General features: G+C 72.7%; 19 protein-coding genes and 1 riboswitch. Of the genes, 10 read left to right on the top strand and 9 right to left on the bottom strand.

Annotated elements, in window-relative coordinates; translation table 11 throughout:
- Positions 1 to 87 precede the first annotated feature (87 nt).
- Positions 88 to 1,872 (top strand): hypothetical protein, encoded by a 1,785-nt coding sequence (locus LXM90_RS08045; protein WP_020094613.1) that lies wholly within the window; start codon positions 88 to 90, stop codon positions 1,870 to 1,872.
- 3 nt (positions 1,873 to 1,875) lie between these two features.
- Here the strand turns inward: LXM90_RS08045 and glp are convergent, their stop codons facing one another.
- From glp to LXM90_RS08010, 7 genes are all read right to left on the bottom strand, one after another.
- Positions 1,876 to 3,105: a gephyrin-like molybdotransferase Glp gene (gene glp / locus LXM90_RS08040; protein WP_020094614.1), complete on the bottom strand. Its 1,230-nt coding sequence runs from the start codon at positions 3,103 to 3,105 to the stop codon at positions 1,876 to 1,878.
- Complete coding sequence (gene moaC, locus LXM90_RS08035) at positions 3,102 to 3,593, bottom strand: cyclic pyranopterin monophosphate synthase MoaC (protein ID WP_020094615.1); 492 nt, start codon at positions 3,591 to 3,593, stop codon at positions 3,102 to 3,104. The genes glp and moaC overlap by 4 nt, the downstream gene beginning before the upstream one ends.
- A 3-nt stretch (positions 3,594 to 3,596) precedes the next feature.
- Positions 3,597 to 4,484, bottom strand: coding sequence for an indole-3-glycerol phosphate synthase TrpC (trpC, locus tag LXM90_RS08030; protein WP_020094616.1), 888 nt, complete (start codon positions 4,482 to 4,484; stop codon positions 3,597 to 3,599).
- The gene (gene trpD / locus LXM90_RS08025) at positions 4,481 to 5,518 is read right to left on the bottom strand and encodes an anthranilate phosphoribosyltransferase (protein WP_234082309.1); all 1,038 of its coding nucleotides are present in this window, start codon (positions 5,516 to 5,518) and stop codon (positions 4,481 to 4,483) included. The genes trpC and trpD overlap by 4 nt, the downstream gene beginning before the upstream one ends.
- 34 nt (positions 5,519 to 5,552) lie before the next feature.
- The gene (locus tag LXM90_RS08020) at positions 5,553 to 6,167 is read right to left on the bottom strand and encodes an anthranilate synthase component II (protein WP_234082965.1); all 615 of its coding nucleotides are present in this window, start codon (positions 6,165 to 6,167) and stop codon (positions 5,553 to 5,555) included.
- A gap of 94 nt (positions 6,168 to 6,261) precedes the next feature.
- A complete protein-coding gene (trpE, locus tag LXM90_RS08015; protein WP_234082306.1) occupies positions 6,262 to 7,782 on the bottom strand; it encodes an anthranilate synthase component I in 1,521 nt (506 codons plus the stop codon).
- Positions 7,783 to 7,785: 3 nt separating this feature from the next.
- The gene (locus LXM90_RS08010; protein WP_234082303.1) at positions 7,786 to 9,687 is read right to left on the bottom strand and encodes a peptidylprolyl isomerase; all 1,902 of its coding nucleotides are present in this window, start codon (positions 9,685 to 9,687) and stop codon (positions 7,786 to 7,788) included.
- Positions 9,688 to 9,873: 186 nt separating this feature from the next.
- On the opposite strand from LXM90_RS08010, the gene tpiA reads away from it, so the two are divergent.
- Entirely contained in the window at positions 9,874 to 10,635 is a 762-nt protein-coding gene (gene tpiA / locus LXM90_RS08005; protein WP_234082299.1) for a triose-phosphate isomerase, read from the top strand.
- Between the two features lie 55 nt (positions 10,636 to 10,690).
- Here tpiA and LXM90_RS08000 read toward each other — a convergent pair whose 3' ends face one another.
- Complete coding sequence (locus LXM90_RS08000; protein WP_234082296.1) at positions 10,691 to 11,149, bottom strand: nuclear transport factor 2 family protein; 459 nt, start codon at positions 11,147 to 11,149, stop codon at positions 10,691 to 10,693.
- Between the two features lie 305 nt (positions 11,150 to 11,454).
- Between LXM90_RS08000 and secG the strand changes: the two genes are divergently transcribed.
- From secG to LXM90_RS07980, 4 genes are all read left to right on the top strand, one after another.
- Positions 11,455 to 11,889, top strand: coding sequence for a preprotein translocase subunit SecG (gene secG / locus LXM90_RS07995; RefSeq protein ID WP_020094623.1), 435 nt, complete (start codon positions 11,455 to 11,457; stop codon positions 11,887 to 11,889).
- Positions 11,890 to 12,045: 156 nt separating this feature from the next.
- Complete coding sequence (locus LXM90_RS07990) at positions 12,046 to 13,674, top strand: CTP synthase (RefSeq protein WP_020094624.1); 1,629 nt, start codon at positions 12,046 to 12,048, stop codon at positions 13,672 to 13,674.
- A 58-nt stretch (positions 13,675 to 13,732) separates the two neighbouring features.
- Positions 13,733 to 14,185: a DNA polymerase III subunit chi gene (locus LXM90_RS07985; protein ID WP_020094625.1), complete on the top strand. Its 453-nt coding sequence runs from the start codon at positions 13,733 to 13,735 to the stop codon at positions 14,183 to 14,185.
- Positions 14,186 to 14,187: 2 nt separating this feature from the next.
- Complete coding sequence (locus tag LXM90_RS07980; protein WP_103985735.1) at positions 14,188 to 15,777, top strand: S10 family peptidase; 1,590 nt, start codon at positions 14,188 to 14,190, stop codon at positions 15,775 to 15,777.
- Positions 15,778 to 15,799: 22 nt separating this feature from the next.
- On the opposite strand, the gene LXM90_RS07975 is transcribed toward LXM90_RS07980, so the two are convergent.
- Complete coding sequence (locus LXM90_RS07975; RefSeq protein ID WP_020094627.1) at positions 15,800 to 17,164, bottom strand: discoidin domain-containing protein; 1,365 nt, start codon at positions 17,162 to 17,164, stop codon at positions 15,800 to 15,802.
- 161 nt (positions 17,165 to 17,325) lie between these two features.
- Positions 17,326 to 17,521, top strand: a riboswitch (cobalamin riboswitch).
- Positions 17,522 to 17,555: 34 nt separating this feature from the next.
- On the opposite strand from LXM90_RS07975, the gene LXM90_RS07970 reads away from it, so the two are divergent.
- Genes LXM90_RS07970 through cobW form a run of 4 tightly spaced genes read left to right on the top strand, consistent with a single transcriptional unit; the run spans position 17,556 to position 19,932 of the window.
- Positions 17,556 to 17,738: a CbtB domain-containing protein gene (locus LXM90_RS07970; protein WP_026605173.1), complete on the top strand. Its 183-nt coding sequence runs from the start codon at positions 17,556 to 17,558 to the stop codon at positions 17,736 to 17,738.
- 16 nt (positions 17,739 to 17,754) lie between these two features.
- On the top strand, positions 17,755 to 18,507 hold the full coding sequence (locus LXM90_RS07965) for a CbtA family protein (protein WP_020094629.1): 753 nt from the start codon (positions 17,755 to 17,757) through the stop codon (positions 18,505 to 18,507).
- Positions 18,500 to 18,901 (top strand): DUF1636 domain-containing protein, encoded by a 402-nt coding sequence (locus LXM90_RS07960; RefSeq protein ID WP_020094630.1) that lies wholly within the window; start codon positions 18,500 to 18,502, stop codon positions 18,899 to 18,901. Before LXM90_RS07965 ends, LXM90_RS07960 begins: the two co-directional genes overlap by 8 nt.
- The gene (gene cobW, locus LXM90_RS07955) at positions 18,898 to 19,932 is read left to right on the top strand and encodes a cobalamin biosynthesis protein CobW (RefSeq protein WP_020094631.1); all 1,035 of its coding nucleotides are present in this window, start codon (positions 18,898 to 18,900) and stop codon (positions 19,930 to 19,932) included. Before LXM90_RS07960 ends, cobW begins: the two co-directional genes overlap by 4 nt.
- The last annotated feature ends 28 nt before the right edge of the window (positions 19,933 to 19,960 follow it).

The raw sequence follows: 19,960 nt of genomic DNA, 5'->3' as shown, positions 1-19,960 counted from the left end.
TCCGGTGCCCTTTGACCGCGCGTTAAGCGGAACCGCGCGAGCATGCCGGCGAGGGCATCGACCGCCCGCCCGGGTGATCCACCAAACATGCCGGCTCCGGCGCTACCCCTCTCCCGACCGCGCGGGCGGATCGAGGCCCGCACGCTGCTGTGGATCCTCGCCGCCCTGTGCATCGCGACGATGAACGCGCCCCACGCGGTTTGGGAAACCGTCCAGCACCTGCGCGTCCCGGATACCGACGACGCGATGCGCCTCGTGGAAGTCCGCGACCTGCTGGCCGGCCAGGGCTGGTACGACAACGTCCAGTACCGATTCCTGCCCCCGGGCGGCGTGCCGAGCCACTGGTCGCGCCTCGTCGACGCGCCGATCGCCGGCCTGATCCTGGCGCTCACGCCCCTGACGGGCTCCGCGCTCGCCGAGGGCCTGACGGCGGCACTCTGGCCCGTGCTGCTCTTCGGGCTCTACGGCTGGCTCCTGTATCGCGGCGTCCGGCACAGCTTCGGCAGCCGTGCCGCGCTCCTGGCCCTGATCGCGGCCACGCAGACCTTCGGTGTGACGATCCAGTTCCAGGCGGGGCGGGTGGACCACCACAATCTGCAGATTCTCTCGATCCTCGGTCTCGCCTTCTGCATGATCCGCGGCGGCCTGCGACCCGGCCTGATCGGCGGGATCCTGGCGGCCGTGTCGCTGGCGATCGGGCTCGAGGGCCTGCCCTTCGTCGCGCTGGCGGCCCTCTTCCTCACGGGCGACTGGTGCCTGCGCGGACGGCCCGCGCTGGCGTCGCTCGCGGGCTTCGGCCTGGGTCTCGGCCTCGCCGCCCCCGCGCTGTTCGCCGTCCAGACGGCCCCCTCGCTCTGGGGTGTCTCCCACTGCGACGCGCTCTCGCCACCCTGGCTCTGGCTCACCCTGGGCGGCCTCGCCCTCGCCGCGATCGCCGCCGCCGCGGGCGAGCGCCTCGCGACGGTCCCGGCGCGCCTCGCCCTGGCGGGCCTCGCGGGCAGCGTCCTGCTGGCCGGGTTCGCCGCCGCCTTCCCGTCCTGCCTCGGCGGCCCGTTCCCCGACATGCCGCCGCTGGTGCGGATCCACTGGCTGCTCACGGTCAACGAGATGGCGCCGCTGGCGAAGTTCGTGGCCCGCGGCCAGTGGGAGGCGCTGGTCTTCTACCCGGTCGTGATCCTCGCGAGCCTCACGGCCGCCGGGATGGCGTGGCGCGGCCCCGAACGCCGGGCCTGGTCGGTGGTCGCGCTGTTCCTGTGGCCGGGGCTGATCCTCGGCGTCGCGCAGTTCCGCGGACTCTACATCGTCTCCGGCTTCGTGCCGCTGGTGGCGGGCGTGGTCCTCGACCGCGCGCTGGCACGGGCAGCCCTGCCGGCCGGGGCGCGGCGCTGGCCCGTCGCGCTCCTCGGCGCCGCGATGGTCAGCAGCCTCTGGATGATCCCGGCGCTCCTGGCGGAGACCCTCGCGCCCGGCCTGCGCACCGCGCCCGACGCGGCCGAGACCAATGCCTGCCTCGGCGACACCGCGGTCCGCCCCCTGGCGCACCTGCCGGAAGGCACCGTGCTCGCCCCGATCTTCATGGGGCCGTCGATCCTCCTCCGCACCCCGCACAGCATCGTCGCCGCGCCCTATCACCGGGCCATTCCCGGCCTCACGGCGGCGATCGAGGGGCTGGGCGGCACCGAGGCCGACCTCGACCGGGTGCTGACGGCGTTCGACGTCCGCTACCTCGTCGCCTGCCCGGCCCGGCCGGCCGAGGACCTTCAGGCGGAGACGGCGTTCGCCACGCGGCTCGCCGCGGGCACGGCCGGGAGCGCGCGCCTCGTGCCGCTGGACGTGCCCGGTCCCCTCAAGGTCTGGCGCGTCGCGCCCTGACGATCAGAGCAGGCGCCGATCGAGGCGGATGATCCGGCAGGGATCGCCGGCGCGCGCGGCCGGCGCGTGCGGGGCGCGGATCAGCAGGGCTTCGGACCGTCCGAGGACGGCGAGCATCGACGAGTCCTGACGCCGCTCGGCGGTCGCGACCGGTAGACGGTCGGGCTCGAGGGCGAGGCTCGCCCGCATGTAGTCGGCCCGGCCGTCATTCTCCGGCATGTCGCGGCCGAGCGTCGCCGGCTCGCTCCGGTCGGCACCGGCCCGCGGATCACCCTGGAGCGCGCGGATGGCGGGCACCACGAACAGGAGCCCGCACACGATGGACGAGACCGGGTTGCCCGGCAGCCCGATGACCAGCATGTCGCCGAGGCGGCCGTGCATCAGCGGCTTGCCCGGCCGGAGGGCGACCCGCCAGAAGCCGAGCTCCAACCCCTCCTTGGCGAGCGCGGCCTGAACCAGATCGTGGTCGCCGACGGAGGCGCCTCCGAGGGTGATCAGCAGGTCGGCGCGCGCCGCGCGGGCGCGACGGAACGCGTCCGCCAGGGCGTCGTGGTCGTCCCCCGCGATGCCGAGATCGACGATGTCGGCGCCCGCCTCGGCGGCGAGGGCACCGAGCGCGAGGCTGTTGGAGGCGACGATCTGGTCCCAGCCGGGCGTCGCGCCCGCCTCCACCAGCTCGTCACCGGTGGCGAGGATCGCGACGCGCGGCCGGCGGCGGACCGGGAGGCGCGGGTGACCGGCCGCCGCGGCAAGCGCCAGCCGCCGCGCATCGAGGCTCATGCCGGCCGGGATCAGGGTCTCGCCGGCGGTGAAGTCGAGGCCGGCCCGGCGGATGAACCGCGCCGGCTCCACGGGCTCCAGGACGCGCACCGCGCCCGCCTCGGCGGCGGCGTTCTCCTGGATCAGGATCGCGTCCGCGCCCTCCGGCACCGGCGCCCCGGTGAAGATCCGGACCGCCTCGCCCGGGCCGATGCGGCCGGAGAAGCCGTGACCGGCCGCGCTGGCGCCGATCAGCCGCAGGATCGCCCCGACCTCCCCGGCGTCGGCGCCGCGCACGGCGTAGCCGTCCATGGCGGAGGCCGGGAACGGCGGCTGGGTCCGTGAGGCGACGACGTCCGCGGCGAGCGTCCGGCCGCAGGCCTGCGCCAGCGGGACGGTCTCCGGCTCGACCGGCGCGGTGACGCTCGCGAGCACCCGCGCCAGCGCCTCGGCGACCGGGATCAGGCCGCTCATTCCGCCGGGGCCCGGTAGGTGCCCGAGCGGCCCCCGTCCTTGGCGGTCAGCCGGATCCCCTCGATCCGCATGCCGCGATCGACCGCCTTCACCATGTCGTAGACCGTCAGGCAGGCCACCGAGACGGCGGTCAGCGCCTCCATCTCGACGCCGGTCGGGCCCTGGACCCGGACCTCGGCGGCGATGCGCAGGCCCGGGAGCGCGTCGTCGGGCTCGCACTCGACCCGCACCTTCGACAGCAGCAGCGGGTGGCAGAGCGGGATCAGCTCGTGGGTGCGCTTGGCCGCCATGATGCCGGCGAGCCGGGCCGTGCCGATCACGTCGCCCTTCTTGGCGTCGCCCTCGCGGATCAGGGCCAGGGTCTCCGGCTTCATCACGATCTGGCCTTCCGCCCGGGCCGTCCGGTCGGTGGCGGGCTTGTCGGTGACGTCGACCATGTTGGCCGCGCCGCTGGTGTCGAGATGGGTCAGCGTCGAGCCCGGCCGCATGCCTTACGCCTTCTTCCGCGGCTTGCCGCCCTTGGCCTCCGCGGCGCCGAACAGCAGGGCGTGGGCCGCCTCCGCGACGTCCGGCTGCCGCATCAGGCTCTCGCCGACCAGCACCACGCCGAGGCCGTTGTCCCGCAGCCGGACCACGTCGGCGTGGTCGCCGATCCCGCTCTCGGCCACGGCGATCCGGTCCGCCGGGATCCCCGGCGCCAGTCGGATCGCGGTCTCGAACGAGACCTCGAAGGTCTTGAGATTGCGGTTGTTGATGCCGATCAGCGCCGTGCCGAGGGGGATGGCCCGCGCCAGCTCGGCCTCGTCGTGCACCTCGACCAGGACGTCCATCCCGAGGAGGTGCGCCGTCTCGACCAGGGCGACGGCCTCGTCGTCGTCGAGGCAGGCCATGATGACCAGGATGCAGTCGGCACCCCAGGCCCGGGCCTCGTAGACCTGATAGGGCTCGAACAGGAAATCCTTGCGCAGGACGGGCAACGCGCAGGCGGCGCGCGCCGCCGTCAGGTACTCCGGCCGCCCCTGGAACGAGGGCTCGTCGGTCAGCACCGACAGGCAGGTGGCGCCGCCGGCCTCGTAGGCGGCGGCGAGGCTTGCCGGGTCGAAATCGGCGCGGATCAGGCCCTTCGAGGGCGAGGCCTTCTTCACCTCGGCGATGAGCGCCGGGCGGTCCGCGCCGAGATGGCTCCGGATCGCCGCCGCGAAGCCGCGCACCGGCTCCGCCTGCGCGACCTTCCGCTCCAGCTTGGCGAGCGGCACCCGCAGCTTCGCCTCGGCGATCTCGCGGCGCTTGTAGGCCTCGATGCGGGCGAGGACGTTCGGCCGCTCGGTCGGCGTCCCGGCGCCGGTCTCCGGGGTCGCCTCGTGCGTCAGCGAGCTCATCGGCCCTCCTGCCCGTTGGAGTGGTCGTTCGAGGCCCGGACGAGGCGGGCGAGCGTCGCCCGGGCGGCCCCGGAATCGACGGCATCCTGCGCCTGCGCGACGCCGTCCGCCAGGGCCTGCGCGGCCCCCGCGACCACGAGCGCCGCCCCCGCGTTGAGGACCGCGATGTCCCGGTAGGCGTTCCGCGCACCCGCCAGCACGGCCTCCAGGGACCGCGCGTTGTCGGCCGGGTCGCCGCCGCGCAGCTCCTCGGGCGCGCGCAGCGCCAGACCGAGGTCGCGCGGGTCGATGGTGAAGTGGGACAGCCGCCCCTCGTCGAGGGCGACCACCCGCGTCGGGCCCGTGACGGTGATCTCGTCGAGCCCGTCGGACCCGTGGACGGTCCAGACCCGGCGGCTGCCGAGCTCGGCCAGGACCCGCGTCAGCGGCTCCGCGAGGGCCTCCTGGGCGACGCCGAAGAGCTGATAGCCGACGCCGGCCGGGTTGCTCAGCGGCCCCAGCAGGTTGAAGATCGTCCGCACGGGCAGTTCGGACCGGACCGCCGCGACGTGGCGCATGGCCGGGTGGTGGGCCTGCGCGAACAGGAAGCAGAGGCCCGCCTCGGCGAGGCAGCGGGCCTGCGCGGCGGGGTCGAGCCCGAGCCGCACGCCCAGGGCCGCGAGCACGTCGGCGGCGCCGGAGCGCGAGGTCGCCGCCCGGTTCCCGTGCTTGGCCACCGGCACGCCGCAGGCGGCCACGACGATCGCCGCCAGAGTGGAGACGTTGACGCTGCCGGAATGGTCGCCGCCGGTGCCGACGACGTCGACGGCGTTCGCGGGCGCCGCGACGCGGGTCATGCGCGCCCGCATGGCCTCGGCGGCGCCGACGATCTCCTCGACGGTCTCGCCGCGCACCTTGAGGGCGGTCAGGAAGGCGCCGGCCTGGACCGGCGTGACCTCGCCCGACAGCAGGTCGTCGAAGGCGGCGCGGGCCTCGGCGCGGTCGAGGGCGAGGCCCCCGGCGACCTTCGCGAGATGGGGTCTGAAGCTGTCCATGGGTTCTTACGGAGGGCCGCCCCGGCCCCCGGCGTCAATGCACGTCGGCACGCGTCCTGTCACGCGCCGTGTTCCAGGCGGCGGCGAGATCGAGAAAGTTCTTCACGATCTCCGTGCCGTGCTGCGACCGGATGCTCTCGGGATGGAACTGGACGCCGTGGAGCGGCCGGTCGGCGTGCTCCAGGCCCATGATCAGGCCGTCGGCCTCGGCGGTGACCCGCAGGGCCGTCGGACAGGTCGCGCGGTCGACCACCAGGGAGTGGTAGCGCGTCGCCTCGAAACTGTCGTTCAGGCCGCGGAACAGGCCGCGCGCGCCGTGCCGGATGGTCGAAACCTTGCCGTGGAGCGGCAGCGGCGCGCGCACGACGTCGCCGCCGAAGGCCTGGCCGATCGCCTGGAGGCCGAGGCACACGCCGAAGATCGGGATCTCCTCGGACAGGTCGCGGACCACGTCGAGGCAGATCCCCGCCTCCGTGGGCGTGCACGGCCCCGGCGACAGCACGATCGCGTCGGGCGCCTTGGCGCGGATGTCGGCGATCGTGAGCGCGTCGTTGCGCGCGACCTCGACCGCGCCGCAGAGCGACCCGATCAGGTGCACGAGATTCCACGTGAAGGAATCGTAGTTGTCGATGACGAGGACGTTGGGCATCGCGGCGGCACGCTCGGGCATGCAGGCGATGTGACCGCTCGCACCCGCGCGGTCAACCGTCGGCGTCGGACGGCGGCGCAGCCGCGCGTCCGCGCTACTGGCCGCGCTTCGCCTGGGCGGCGAAGCGCACCGCCTCCTCGGCGGCCCGGAACAGCGCCTTGGCCTTGTTGACGCATTCCTGCTGCTCGGAGGCGGGATCGGAATCGTAGACGATACCGGCCCCGGCCTGGACGTGCATGGTCCCGTCCTTCACCACCGCGGTGCGCAGGACGATGCAGGTGTCCATCTCGCCCCGCGCGCCGAAATAGCCGATGCAGCCCGCGTACGGCCCGCGCTTCTCGCGCTCCAGCTCGTCGATGATCTCCATGGCCCGCACCTTCGGGGCGCCCGAGACCGTGCCGGCCGGGAATCCCGCCGCCAGGGCGTCCAGGGGATCGTGGCGCGGGTCGAGGTCGCCCTCGACGTTCGACACGATGTGCATGACCTGGCTGTAGCGCTCGATGAAGAACGAGTCGGTCACGCGGACGCTGCCGATCCGCGAGACCCGGCCGGCGTCGTTGCGGCCGAGGTCGAGCAGCATCAGGTGCTCGGCCCGCTCCTTCGGGTCGGCGAGCAGCTCCTCGGCGAGGGCGGAATCCTCGGCCGGGGTCGCGCCGCGGCGACGCGTGCCCGCGATCGGGCGGACCGTGACCACGCCGTCGCGCACTCGCACCAGGATCTCCGGCGAGGAGCAGACGATCTGGAAGCCCTCGAAATCGAGGTAGCAGAGGAACGGCGCCGGGTTGGTCCGCCGGAGCGAGCGGTACAGGCTGAAGGCCGGCAGCGTGAACGGCGCCGAGAACCGCTGGGAGAGCACCACCTGGAAGACGTCGCCCGCGACGATGTACTCTTTGGCGCGCGCCACCATGGCGAAGAAATCGTCCGGCGGCGTGTTCGAGACCGGCTCGGGCGGGGCGACCGCCGACAGGTCCACCCGCGCCTCGATCGGCAGCGGGCCCTCGAGGGCGGCGGCGACCCGGTCGACGCGCTGCAGCGCGTCCTCGTAGGCGGCCCGGGCCGCGGTGCCGGGGGCGGGCCGGATCGGCGAGACGACCGTGATGATGTCGCGGATCGAATCGAACACCACCATCACCCGGGGGCGCACCAGGATCGCGTCCGGCACGCCCAGCGGATCCGGGTTCGGCTCCGGCAGCCGCTCCATGGCGCGGACCATGTCGTAGCCGAGGTAACCGAACAGGCCGGCGGCCATCGGCGGCAGGTCCTGGCCGTCCGACTCGCCGATGGCGCTCTCGGCGATCAGGGCCCGCAGGCTCGTCAGCGGCGCCCGCGAATCCGGCTCGAACCGCGTGAGATCGGCCCCGCGCGCGATCGCGGGCGCGCCCGCCCGGCAGCGCCAGATCAGGTCCGGATCGAGGCCGATCATCGAGTACCGGCCGCGGACGGCGCCGCCCTCGACCGATTCGAGCAGGAAGGCCGGCCCGGCATGGCCGGCGCGCAGCTTGAGGAACGCCGCCACCGGCGTCTCGAGATCGGCGACGAGGCTCACCGCCACGAGGCTCGGCTGCCCGGCCTCGTAGCGCGCCGCGAAGGCCGCGTAATCGGGCGCGTCGGCCATGCCTCAGTACTCGCCGCCGATGGCGCGCCGCAGGGCCGCCGGATCGACCTTCACGCCGGCGTTCTTCTGGACCTCGCTGATGTACTCGGACAGCACGTCGTCGGCGAGCGCCGCCTGGAAGCTCTGCGTGATCTGCTTGTCGCTCGGGCTGTCGGCCACGAAGGCCGGCACCGTCGCCGCCGTGACCTTGAAGACCGCCCGCGAATCGCCCGCGGCCGCCGTGCCGGCCTTACCCACCGGGGTCGCGAAGATCAGGTTCACGACGTCGGCCGTGAGCATGTCCTTGGCCTGGTTGCGGGCGAGATCCTGCGCCTCCTGCAGGTTGACGCCGACCTCCTGGGCGGCGGCCTCCATGGTCTCGCCCTTGTTGATCTTCTCGACGAGCTCGCGGCCCTTGGCCTGGAGGCGCTTGGCGATCTCGGTCGCGGTCCAGCCGGCCTTCACGCCGTCCTTGACCTCGTCGAGGGGCTTGTCGTGGGCGGCGTCGATACCCGTGACGTCGTACCAGACGTAACCGCCGGTCTTGGTCCGCAGGGGCTCGTTGTCGCCGCCGATCTCGGCGCGGAACAGGGCCGGCAGGGTGGTCTCGGGGTCCGGGATGTCGGCGATGCGCTGCCCGTCAGGCCCCTTGCCGTTCACGTCCACCGCCTTCACGGCGACGACCTTGAGGCCGCGCTCGGCCGCGATGTCGGCCAGCGGCTTGGCGCCGGCCCGCTGGTCCTCGATCGCGTCGCGGGTGGTCTCCATGGCGTCGCGGGCGCGGGCCAGGGCGAGGGCCTTGCGGATCTCGCCGTCCACCGCCTCGAACGGCTTCACCGTCCCGGCCTCGATCTTGGTCACGCGCAGCAGCACGGTGCCGAACCGGCCCTGGACCGGCTGGCTCACGCCGCCCTCGGGCAGCGCGAAGGCGGCGTCGGCGACGGCCTTGTCGAACAGCTCGCTCTTGGTCAGCGTGCCGAGGGTCAGGTCCTTCTCGTCGGTGCCGCGCTCGGCCGCTGCCGCGTCGAAGGTCTTGGAGCCGTCCGTGATCGCCTTGCGGGCCGCCTCGGCGGCGGCCGCGTCGGGGAACACGATCTGCTGGATCGTGCGCTTCTCGGGCGTGCCGTAGCGGTCCTTGTTCAGCGCGTAGGCGGCGCGGGCGTCGGCCTCGGTGATCGCGTCGGGCTTCGCCATCGCCTCGGGCTCGACAACGAGGAGGTTGGCCGCCCGGAACTCCGGCGCCCGGAAGCCGGACTTGTTGGCCTCGTACCAGGTCTTCAGCTCGTCGTCCGTCGGCTCGGGGATCTGGCCGGCCACCGAGGGCGTCAGCATCAGGTAGGCGGCCGCGCGGCGCTCGGTGGTGTAGCGATGGACGGCCTCCCGCATGGCGAGCGGCACGTGCAGGTCCGACGACACTGCCTCGGCCAGCTGGAGGCGGGCGATCACAGAGCGCTGCTCGCGCACGAACAGGGCCTCGTTGAGGCCGGCGCGCTGCAGGGTCTGGTAGAAGAGTTGCGGCTCGAACTGACCCTGCTGGTTCTGGAAGCTCTTCTCCTCGTGGATCGCCTTGATCACCGAGGAATCCGGCACCGTGAGGCCGAGATCGTGGGTCTTCTGATCGAGGGCGGCCTCGGTGATCAGCTGGGACATCACCTGCCGGTCCAGGCCGAGCATCCGCGCCTGGTCGGGCGTCAGCGGACGCTTCAGCTGGGTCTGATAGCGCTGCAGCTGGTTCTGGTAGGCTTGGCGCACCTGCTCGGCCGTGATCGGCGTGCTGCCGACCGTGGCCACCTTGTTGCTCGCGCCGCCGCGGAAGAACTCCTCCACCCCGAAGATGCCGACACCGGCGATCAGCAGCGTGAAGATGATCGTCAAGACGATCTTGCCGAGCCAGTGCTGGCTGGCGTTGCGGATGCCCTGAAGCATGGTCTGTGATCGAGTACCTTCGGCAGCCGCCCCGTCACCGGGCCGGCGCTGTCCCTGAGAGCCGACCGCGATAGACCATTCGCGTCCACAGGCAAAGGCTCGGGCGGTCCCGGCCGTTTGCACGCTCAAGCTCGCTCTGGTAGGCCCCGGCGACTTCGAGAAAGCCGCGGCGGAGCGAGGGCAGGAATGACGCAGTCTGGGCGCAAGCCGCTTGTCGCTGGCAACTGGAAGATGAACGGGACCCGGGCATCCATCCAGGTTGTCGAGGCGATTCGCGACGGGCTCTCGCCGGACCTCGCGTCGCGCATCGACGTGCTGATCTGCCCGCCTGCGACGCTGATCGGATCCTGCGTGGCGGCGGCGGCCGGATCGCCGATCGCGATCGGCGGCCAGAACCTGCACGCCCGGCCGAGCGGCGCCTTCACGGGCTCGATCTCGGCCGAGATGCTCGCCGATCTCGGCGCCAAGTACGTGATCGTCGGCCATTCCGAGCGCCGGGCCTACCACCACGAGACCGACGACGGGGTCCACGCCAAGGCGCTGGGCGCCCGCCGCGCCGGCCTGTGCGGCATCGTCTGCGTCGGCGAGACCATCGAGGAGCGCGAGCAGGGCCGCGCCCTCGACATCGTCCGCGCCCAGCTCGCCATCGGCCTGCCGAAGGGCGCGACGGCGGCCGACACGGTGATCGCCTACGAGCCGGTCTGGGCGATCGGCTCCGGGCGGACGCCGACGCCGCGCGACATCGCCGAGGTCCACGCTTCCCTGCGGGAGATGCTCGACAAGCTCGTCGGCGACGAGGCGCAGAAGATCCGCATCCTCTACGGCGGCTCGGTGAAGCCCGGGAACGCCAAGGAACTCCTGTCGGTGGACAACGTCGACGGCGCGCTCGTGGGCGGCGCGAGCCTCGTGGCGGGAGACTTCCTGGGGATCTGCGCCGCCTACGCCTGAGCGCGGGCCCGCGAAGCCTGGCTGCGCGCGGCGCGACAGAGGCGCCGCGCGACCGTCAGATCTTGAAGGCCTGCCGGGCGAGCAGCCGCCAGCGGCCGCCGTCGCTGTGCCAGACCTGCATCACGCCGATATGGACCGGCGACGTCTTGCCGCCCGAGACCACCTCGCCGGTGAAGACGTGGCGCGCGATGGCGTCGTCGCCGACCACCGAGACGGAGCGGTCCGACAGGGTGATGCTCGGGAATGTCGAGCGCTTGCTGGTCAGCGTCTCGATGAAGGCCGCCTTGTCCTGCACCTGACCGCTGGAATGGCCGTAGCTCAGCCCGTCGAGGGTCAGGGCGTCGAGGGCCGGACCGTCGGCGGCAAGGAGAGCCTTGGTGAGGGCGTCGACCGCCAGCTCGACCGTGGCGCCCCGGGCGGAGGGATCGGTTCCGGCCGCGGAGCCGAAGCCCGGGCGGATCAGGACGGGTGCGGCGATGGCGGCGGCGAGCGCCGCACGGCGTGACACGGACATGGCTTGCCTCCCGGACCGGGCGGCGCGTTCGGTCGGCCGCCCTGCCCCGGCAGAGAGCACGGTGCGCCGACGAAGGCGAGGGTCGGAGCGGACAGTCGGCCGCGCGCGTCAGGTTGGCGGCGGGCGACCGGTGGTGTATGCCGTCGCCGAATTCCGGCCGGTCCGCCCGAAGCGTCCCCCGAAGCCCCCGCCGCACGCCCGTGCGTCGGGGTGGTTCGTGGACGATCGCGGGCCCCGGCCCTCGTGCGTTCGTCTTCCGGTGCCCGCTGCCGGCGCGCGGCGCTGAAGAAGATCCCGGAACACCGATGCAGACCGTCCTGATCGTCGTCCACCTCATCATCGTGCTCGCGCTGATCGGCGTCGTGCTGCTCCAGCGCTCCGAGGGCGGACTCGGGCTCGGCGGCGGTGGCGGCGGTGGCGGCGTCGGCGGGTTCATGACCGGCCGCGGCCAGGCCAACGCCCTGACGCGGGCCACCGCGATCCTGGCGGCCCTGTTCTTCGCCACCAGCCTGACCCTCGCGATCCTGTCGCACCGCTCGGCGGCGCCGAAGTCGATCCTCGACACCGGCGCGCCGCAGACCTCCGGCCAGCCGGCCAAGCAGCCGACCGGTGCCGACAACCTGCTCGACACGCTGCGTCAGCAGCAGGACCGGGCGCCCGCGAACGCCCCGGCTCAGCCGGCACCGGCTCCGTCGTCTCCCGCGCAGCCGGCGGTTCCGGAAGCGCCGCAGTCGCGCTGACGGCGCGCGCCGCCGGCGGCGCAGCGTCCGACCCTTGTCCCGACGGACCGGCGCTTGGCCGGTCCACGCCATGCGTTCCGCGATCCCCAGCCCATGCGCGGGCCGGGGCCCGCTTCGTTTGGCAAATGCCAGCAGCTTCTTTATGGACCGAGGCCCATGACGCGGTACGTTTTCATCACCGGCGGCGTGGTCTCCTCCCTCGGCAAGGGCCTCGCCTCGGCGGCCCTGGCGGCGGTCCTCCAGGCCCGCGGCTACCGGGTCCGGATGCGCAAGCTCGACCCCTACCTGAACGTCGATCCGGGCACGATGAGCCCGACGCAGCACGGCGAGGTGTTCGTCACCGACGACGGTGCCGAGACCGACCTCGACCTCGGGCATTACGAGCGCTTCACCGGCGTTCCGGCGAGCCGGGCCGACAACATCACGACGGGCCGGATCTACCAGGACATCATCGCCAAGGAGCGCCGCGGCGACTACCTCGGCGCCACGATCCAGGTGATCCCGCACGTCACCAACGCGATCAAGGACTTCGTCCTCGACGGCAACGACAGCTTCGACTTCGTGCTGGTGGAGATCGGCGGCACGGTCGGCGACATCGAGGGCCTGCCGTTCTTCGAGGCGATCCGGCAGCTCGGGCAGGAGCTGCCGCGGGGCACCTGCTGCTACGTCCACCTGACGCTGCTGCCCTACATCCCGTCCGCCGGCGAGCTGAAGACCAAGCCGACCCAGCACTCCGTGAAGGAGCTGCGCTCGATCGGCATCCAGCCCGACATCCTGCTCTGCCGCTGCGACCGGCCGATCCCGATGGACGAGCGGCGCAAGCTCGCGCTGTTCTGCAACGTCCGCCAGACCGCGGTCATCGAGGCCCTCGACGTGGCCTCGATCTACGAGGTGCCGCTCTCCTATCGGACCGCGGGCCTCGACCGGGAGGTGCTCGGCCATTTCGGCCTGGAGCACGGCGAGGAGCCGGATCTCGGCCGCTGGCAGACCATCGCCGAGCGCGTGCGCAATCCCGAGGGCGAGGTCTCGATCGCCATCGTGGGTAAGTACACGGGGCTGAAGGACGCCTACAAGTCGCTGACCGAGGCGCTGACCCACGGGGGCATCAGCCACCGGGTGAAGGTCAATCTCGAGTGGATCGAGGCCGAGGTGTTCGAGCGCGAGGATCCGGCGCCTTTCCTCGAAGGCCTCAACGGGATCCTCGTGCCGGGCGGCTTCGGCCAGCGCGGGGCCGAGGGCAAGATCCGCGCGGCCCGCTACGCCCGCGAGAAGCGCATCCCCTATCTCGGCATCTGCTTCGGCATGCAGATGGCGGTGATCGAGGCGGCCCGCTCGCTGGCCGGGATGCCGGAGGCCAACTCCACGGAGTTCGGCGACACCGCCGAGCCGGTGGTCGGCCTGCTCACCGAGTGGCTGCGCGGCAACGAGCTGGAGCGGCGCGCGGCGGCCGGCGATCTCGGCGGCACGATGCGGCTCGGCGCCTACGAGGCGAAGCTCGACCCCGAGTCCAAGATCGCCCAGATTTACGGGTCCGATCAGATCTCGGAGCGCCACCGCCACCGCTACGAGGTCAACATGGCCTATCGCGAGCGGCTGGAGGCCAAGGGCCTGCGCTTCTCGGGCGTGTCCCCCGACGGCCTGTTGCCCGAGACGGTGGAGCATGTCGGGCACCCGTGGTTCATCGGCGTGCAGTTCCATCCGGAGCTGAAGTCGCGCCCGTTCGAGCCGCACCCGCTGTTCAAGGGCTTCGTCGGCGCCGCGATCGAGCAGAGCCGCCTGGTCTGAGGCCGCGGCGGCGCGCCGCTGCTCGCGCGGCGGCCCGCGGCCCTATATCCTCGGTGCCGTGACCGAGATCCTCTTCTACCACATGCAGCGGCAGCCCCTGGAGAAGGTGCTGCCGAACCTCGTCGAGCGCTCGCTGGACCGCGGCTGGCAGGCCGCGATCCAGGCGGCGAGCGAGGAGCGCCTGCAGGCGCTCGACGACCACCTCTGGACCTATTCCGACGAGAGCTTCCTGCCGCACGGCACCGACCGCGAGCCCGACGCCGCGAGCCAGCCGGTGGTGCTCACGCTCCGGGACGTGAATCCCAACACCGCCTCGATCCGCTTCCTGGTGGAGGGCGCCGACCTGCCGCCCGACGCCGGGCAGTACGAGCGGATCTGCATCCTGTTCGACGGGACTGACCAGGACGCGCTGCTGCGCGCCCGCGAGCAGTGGAAGCAGGCCAAGGACGCCGGCCACGCGGTGGCCTACTGGCAGCAGGACGAGTCCGGACGCTGGAACAAGAAGGCTTGATAATGGCCCCCCACGCACGTCTCGGGCGCGCCGCGCTCGCCCTCGCCCTGGCCCTCGCAGCGCCCACAGTGGCCCTCGCCCAGGACGCGCCGCACGGCCATCCCGCGGAGAGCAAACCGGCGCAGCGCGGCCCGGAGGGGCGCCGCCTGCCGCCCGATTCGACGACCAAGCAGAGCGTGACGCTGCCGGACGGCCGGACCCTCGACTTCACCGCCACCGCCGGCAGCCTGCCCCTCGTCGACGAGGCGGGCAAGCTGCAGGCCGAGATCGCCTACGTCGCCTACACGATGGCGCCGCAGGCCGGCCGGGAGCGTCCCGTCACTTTCGCGGTCAATGGCGGCCCGGGCGCCGCCTCGGCCTATCTCAATATCGGGGCGATCGGGCCCTGGCGGCTGCCGGTCGGCGGCGACAGCATCAGCCCGTCGCAGCCGGTGACGCTGACGCCCAACGACGGGACGTGGCTCGGCTTCACCGACCTCATCTTCCTCGATCCCGTGGGGACCGGGTACAGCCGGGCCGCGGACGGGAACGGCAAGGCCTACTGGTCGATCGATTCCGACGCCTCGACTCTGGCGGCGACCATCGCGCGCTACCTGCGCGTCAACGACCGCATGGCGAGCCCGAAATTCTTCGTCGGCGAGAGCTACGGCGGCTTCCGCGGCCCGCTGATCGCCGAGAAGCTCCAGGAGGAGATCGGCGTCGGCCTGTCCGGCATGGTGCTGCTCTCGCCGGTGCTCGATTTCGCGTGGCTGGAGACGCCGCGGGCCAACCCGTGGGGCTACGTGCTGAAGCTGCCCTCGCTGGCGGCGGGCGCGCTCGAGCGGGCCGGCACGGTGCCGACGCCAACCCTGCTCGGCGACGCGGAGGCCTACGCCTCGGGCCCGTACCTGAGCGACCTGCTCAAGGGGCCGAGCGACACGGCCGCCGTCGCCCGGATGACCGAGAAGGTCGCGCCCCTCGTCGGTCTCGACCCCGCCCTGGTGCGTGCCCAGGCGGCGCGCCTCTCGACCCGGAGCGTCCAGCGCGAGATCGACCGCGCCGAGGGCCGCGTGACCAGCGCCTACGACACCGGCATCACCGGCTGGGACCCGAACCCGGACGCCGCCCAGTCGAGCTTCGAGGATCCCCAGCTCACCGCCCTCCAGGCACCGCTGACGAGCGCGATGCTCGACCTCTACGCGCGGACGCTGAAATGGCCGGTGACCAACATGCGCTACGAGCTCCTGAACAACGCCGTCAATCGCGGCTGGAACTGGGGCTCGGGCCGGCAGGCACCCGAGGTCCTGTCGAACCTGAAGGGCGATCTGGCGCTCGACGGGCACCTGCGCGTCCTCGTGGCGCACGGCTTCACCGACCTGGTGACGCCCTACTTCGCCTCGAAGCTCCTGCTGGCGCAGGTCCCCGCCTACGCCGCCGGCCGCCTGAGCCTCGCGGTCTATCCGGGCGGGCACATGTTCTACACGCGACCGGACTCGCGCGCCGCCTTCCGGACGGACGTGGAGCGGATGTACACGGACGCCCTGAAGGTGCGCGACGCCGGCTCGACCCGTCCGGCCGGAGCCCCCGCCGAGCATCTCCGGACGGCGCCGTAGCGCCTCCGGCCCGCCAAGCCGGTCACGCGTCGTCGAAGGCGAGGGCCTCGGCCGGGTAATCCACCATCGTCCGGCGCTGCGCGTCGGTGTTCTGCCACTCGCCGACCTTCATGTAGCGGCCCTCGAGATCGCGGACCTCGACCACCTTCCCGATTGTGGGGATCGACTGGAAGCCCTGCGGCCAGTTCGACGCGAAGTAGAAGACCTGCTCGACGTGGTCCGAGAGGTGGCAGATCCCCGGCCCGAACGTCCCCAGCCCGAAGACGAGGTAGCGGCCGTTCACCAGCGCCGCGACGTCGGAGATCAGCGACTCGCTCTGGATCTCCACCGGCAATCCGCGCCGCTCCGCGTACGCCTCCACCTCGGCGATGACCGGGTTCAGCCTGTTCTCGAAGACGAGCTTGACCGAGCGGATCCGGCCCTCGGCCAGGAGCCGGTCGATGACCATCCGGTAGAACGCGAAGGGCGGCTGCGGGTAGTGCGGATCGACCCAGGTGCTGAAGATGTCGCCCGACCGGATGTGGATCAGGAGCTGGTCGTCGGGCTTCACCGGGAAGTTCTTCGGCAGACCGTTGAACAGCGGCCGGATCACGCTCTGCACGATCGCGCGCGAATCCGCCGGTCCCCGCAGCGCGGTCACGCGCTCGAACTGCGTCGGGTCGAAATACAGGCCCGACAAAAAGTAGCCGTCCGCCGGCAGCGGCTCGTCCGGCGGGATGAAGGTGATGCCGTCGCAGGTCAGCCGCTCGGTCAGGAAGATCACCTTGCTGCGGTCGACCTTGGGCACCTTGATGTATTTCAGGTTGAGCGACTTCGCGATGGTCACCGCGATGATGTACTGGACGAGGCAGTTGCCGAAGGCGCCGTTCTCGAACAGCGACAGGCCGACCAGGGCATGGCTGGCGCGGTCGGGCGCCGACTGGAGCGCGTAGGTGACGTAGACGTTGGCGCCGGGCTTCTCGTTCAGGAGCGTCACGTCGAGGCCGAGCATCGCCCGCAGCGCGATCAGGTCGACCGCGGCCTCGTCGGCGCGGATGCCGATGCCGGCGATCCGGGCCGGTTCGGGCGCGGCGATCCGGACCGCGCGCGCCCAGGCCCGCTCGTCGGGGACGATCGCGGCGACGAGGGCGTCCGGGGTCGCGGTCCAGACGGCGAGGTCCGGCTCGGCCCACGTCACGCCGTCCTGCGAGACCGCCACCGCGACGTCGCCGGGCTCCGCGGGAACCGCCCCCTCCCCCGGCCGCAGGGCGACGGAATGGATCGGGAAGCGGCCGCCGAGGTCGACCTCGAGCCACGTCGTTCCCGTGCCCACATCGGAGACGATCCGCGGCTCACGGCCTGCCGCGAGATCGACGAGAACCGGGGTCGGATCGTCTGTCGGGGCCATCGGGTCTCCGGGAGTTCAGCGCCCGCGCCGGGGCCGGGCGGGTATCGGGTGCGGCGGTGCCCGCTCCGGGGCGCGGCCGTCAAGCCCGCCCCGATCGCGGGGCGGGCGCGGGAAACGGCCGCGATCCGGCGCCGCTCCGTTGTGTCCCGGCGGTCATGCGTCTACAACGGCCGGGCGACGGTGCCCCGGAGACGGGGTGAAAAGGGAATGCGGTGAGGGGTTTGAAGCCCCGATTCCGCGGCTGCCCCCGCAACTGTGAGCGGCGAGCGCCCGCCAAGCGCCACCGGAGCGATCCGGGAAGGCGGTGGGCGCGCCGAGCCGCGAGCCAGGAGACCTGCCGTCGCGACAGGATCCCGCAATGCCGCCGGTGGGGCGGCTGGAGACGCTTCTGATGACGACGCAAACCCTCGCCCCCATCGCCGCCGGCACCCGCGCGTCGGAGCGCCCGATCGCCGTCGCACTCGCGGCCGTGCTGGGCCTCGGCCTGCTGTTCATGGCGGGCTTCTCGCCGGCGATCGCGCTCCACAACGCGGCGCACGATTTCCGGCACACCCAGAACTTCCCCTGCCACTGACGTCCCCGGACCAGGGATGATCATCCGGCTCCTGTCGGCGGCCCTCGCCGCCGGCTTCTTCGCGGCTGCCATCGTAACGGGCCTCGAACTCACGCTGACCTCGCCGCTGATCGTCGCGGCCGAGCGCTACGAGCAGCAGGAGGCGCCGAACCGGGCTGCCAAGGCGCTCCCGATCAAGGCGTTCCCGATCGTGCTCGCCCATGCCGGGCACGACCACGCCGCGCCCGACGCCGCGCCGGAATGGCAGCCCGCGCCCGGCCTGCCGCGGATGGCCTTCACCGGGCTCGCGACCCTCGTGGGCGGCGTCGGCTACGCGCTGCTGCTCGGCGCGGTGATGCTCGCCTGCAGCCGCGAACCCACGCCGCAGGTCGGCCTCGCCTTCGCGGTGGCCGCCTTCGCCAGCGTCGCGCTCGCGCCGGGTCTCGGCCTGCCGCCGGAACTGCCCGGCAGCGCGGCGGCCCCGCTCGCGACGCGGCAGGCGTGGTGGGTGATGACCGCCGCGGCGACCGGGATGGGGCTCTACCTGATCACGATACGCCGCGCGCTGATCACGATCCTCGGGGGGCTCGTCCTGATCATCGCGCCGCACGTCGTCGGTGCCCCGCAGGCGCCCGAGGCCGCGTCCGAACTTCCGGCCGCGCTCGCCGCGCAATTCGCCGCGCGGTCGCTCGCCATCAGCTTCGTGTTCTGGATCCTGATCGGGCTGGGGCTCGGCTGGGCGTGGCAGGCCTTCGCCCGCGGCGCGGATCGGGGAGCGGCCCGTGCCTGAGACCGTTCTCTACGTCTGCACCACCTGCCGCCGGCCGGACGACGACCCCGACGGGCCCCGCGCCGGGGCCCGCCTGCTGGAGGCGCTTCGAGCGCGGAGCGGCGCCACGCCGGACCTGCGGGTCGAGGCGGTGGAGTGCCTTTCGGTCTGCAAGCGGCCCTGCACCGTGGCGGTCGCCGCGGCCGACCGCTGGACCTACGTCTACGGCGACATGGATCCGGCCGCCTCGGCCGAGATCATCCTCGGCGGGCTCGCGGCCTACGCGGCGACCCCGGACGGCATCGTGCCCTGGCGCGAGCGTCCGGAGGCGTTCCGCAAGGGCGTGATCGCCCGCATTCCCCCTTTCCCAGAACCCCGCCCGGTCCCCGCCGGCACCCTGGAGCCCGCGGAATGACCCTCGTGAACAAGATCCCCTGCACCATCGTCACCGGATTCCTCGGGGCCGGCAAGACGACCCTCGTCCGCCACGTGGTCGAGAACGCCAAGGGGCGCCGCCTCGCGATCCTGGTGAACGAGTTCGGTGATATCGGCTTCGACAAGTCCTTCCTGGCCGCCTGCGGCGTCGAGGGCTGCACCGAGGACGCCATCGTCGAGCTGCCGAACGGCTGCATCTGCTGCACGGTCGCGGACGATTTCGTGCCGGCGCTGGAGACCCTTCTCGGCCGCGCCGAGCCGCCGGAGCACATCCTGATCGAGACCTCCGGCCTCGCCCTGCCGAAGCCGCTGGTCCAGGCGTTCCAGTGGCCGGCGATCCGCTCGCGGGTGACCGTCGACGGAGTGGTCGCGGTGGTCGACGGCCCGGCGGTGGCCTCGGGCGCCTTCGCGGAGGATCCGGAGGCCCTCGCGGCCCAGCGCGCCGCCGACCAGTCGGTCGACCACGACAACCCCCTGGAGGAGGTGTTCGAGGACCAGCTCCTCTGCGCCGACCTCGTGGTCGTCAACAAGGCCGACCTGATCGACGCCGCGACGCGGGCGCGGGTCCGCGCCGAGGTCGAGGGGCACCTGCCCCGCGCCGTGAAGGTGGTCGAGACCGAGAACGGCGCCATCGACCCGCGGGTGCTGCTCGGTCTCGGCGCGGCCGCCGAGGACGACCTCGACGCCCGCCCCTCGCATCACGGCGAGGGCGAGGACCACGACCACGACGATTTCGAGACCGTCGCGCTTCCGGTGCGCCCGGCGGTGACCGCGGGGGATCTCGCGGCCCGGGTCGAGGCGGCGGCCGAGGCCGCCGGCGTCCTGCGCATCAAGGGCTTCGCCGAGGTCGCGGGCAAGCCGATGCGCCTCGTGGTGCAGGGTGTCGGCCGACGCGTGACCCATCATTTCGACCGCCCCTGGCGGGCCGGGGAAGCCCGCGACGGGACGCTGGTGGTGATCGGCCTCAAGGGCTTCGACAAGGACGCCGTCGCGGCGGCCCTCGCGGGATGAGGCCGGTCGCGCACGCCCGCCCGGACTC

This window comes from Methylobacterium oryzae, from assembly GCF_021398735.1.
In the GTDB taxonomy this organism is placed as follows: Bacteria; Pseudomonadota; Alphaproteobacteria; order Rhizobiales; family Beijerinckiaceae; genus Methylobacterium.
The sequence above is the reverse complement of the archived record's forward strand: the minus strand, read 5'-3'. Positions and strand labels throughout refer to the sequence as shown.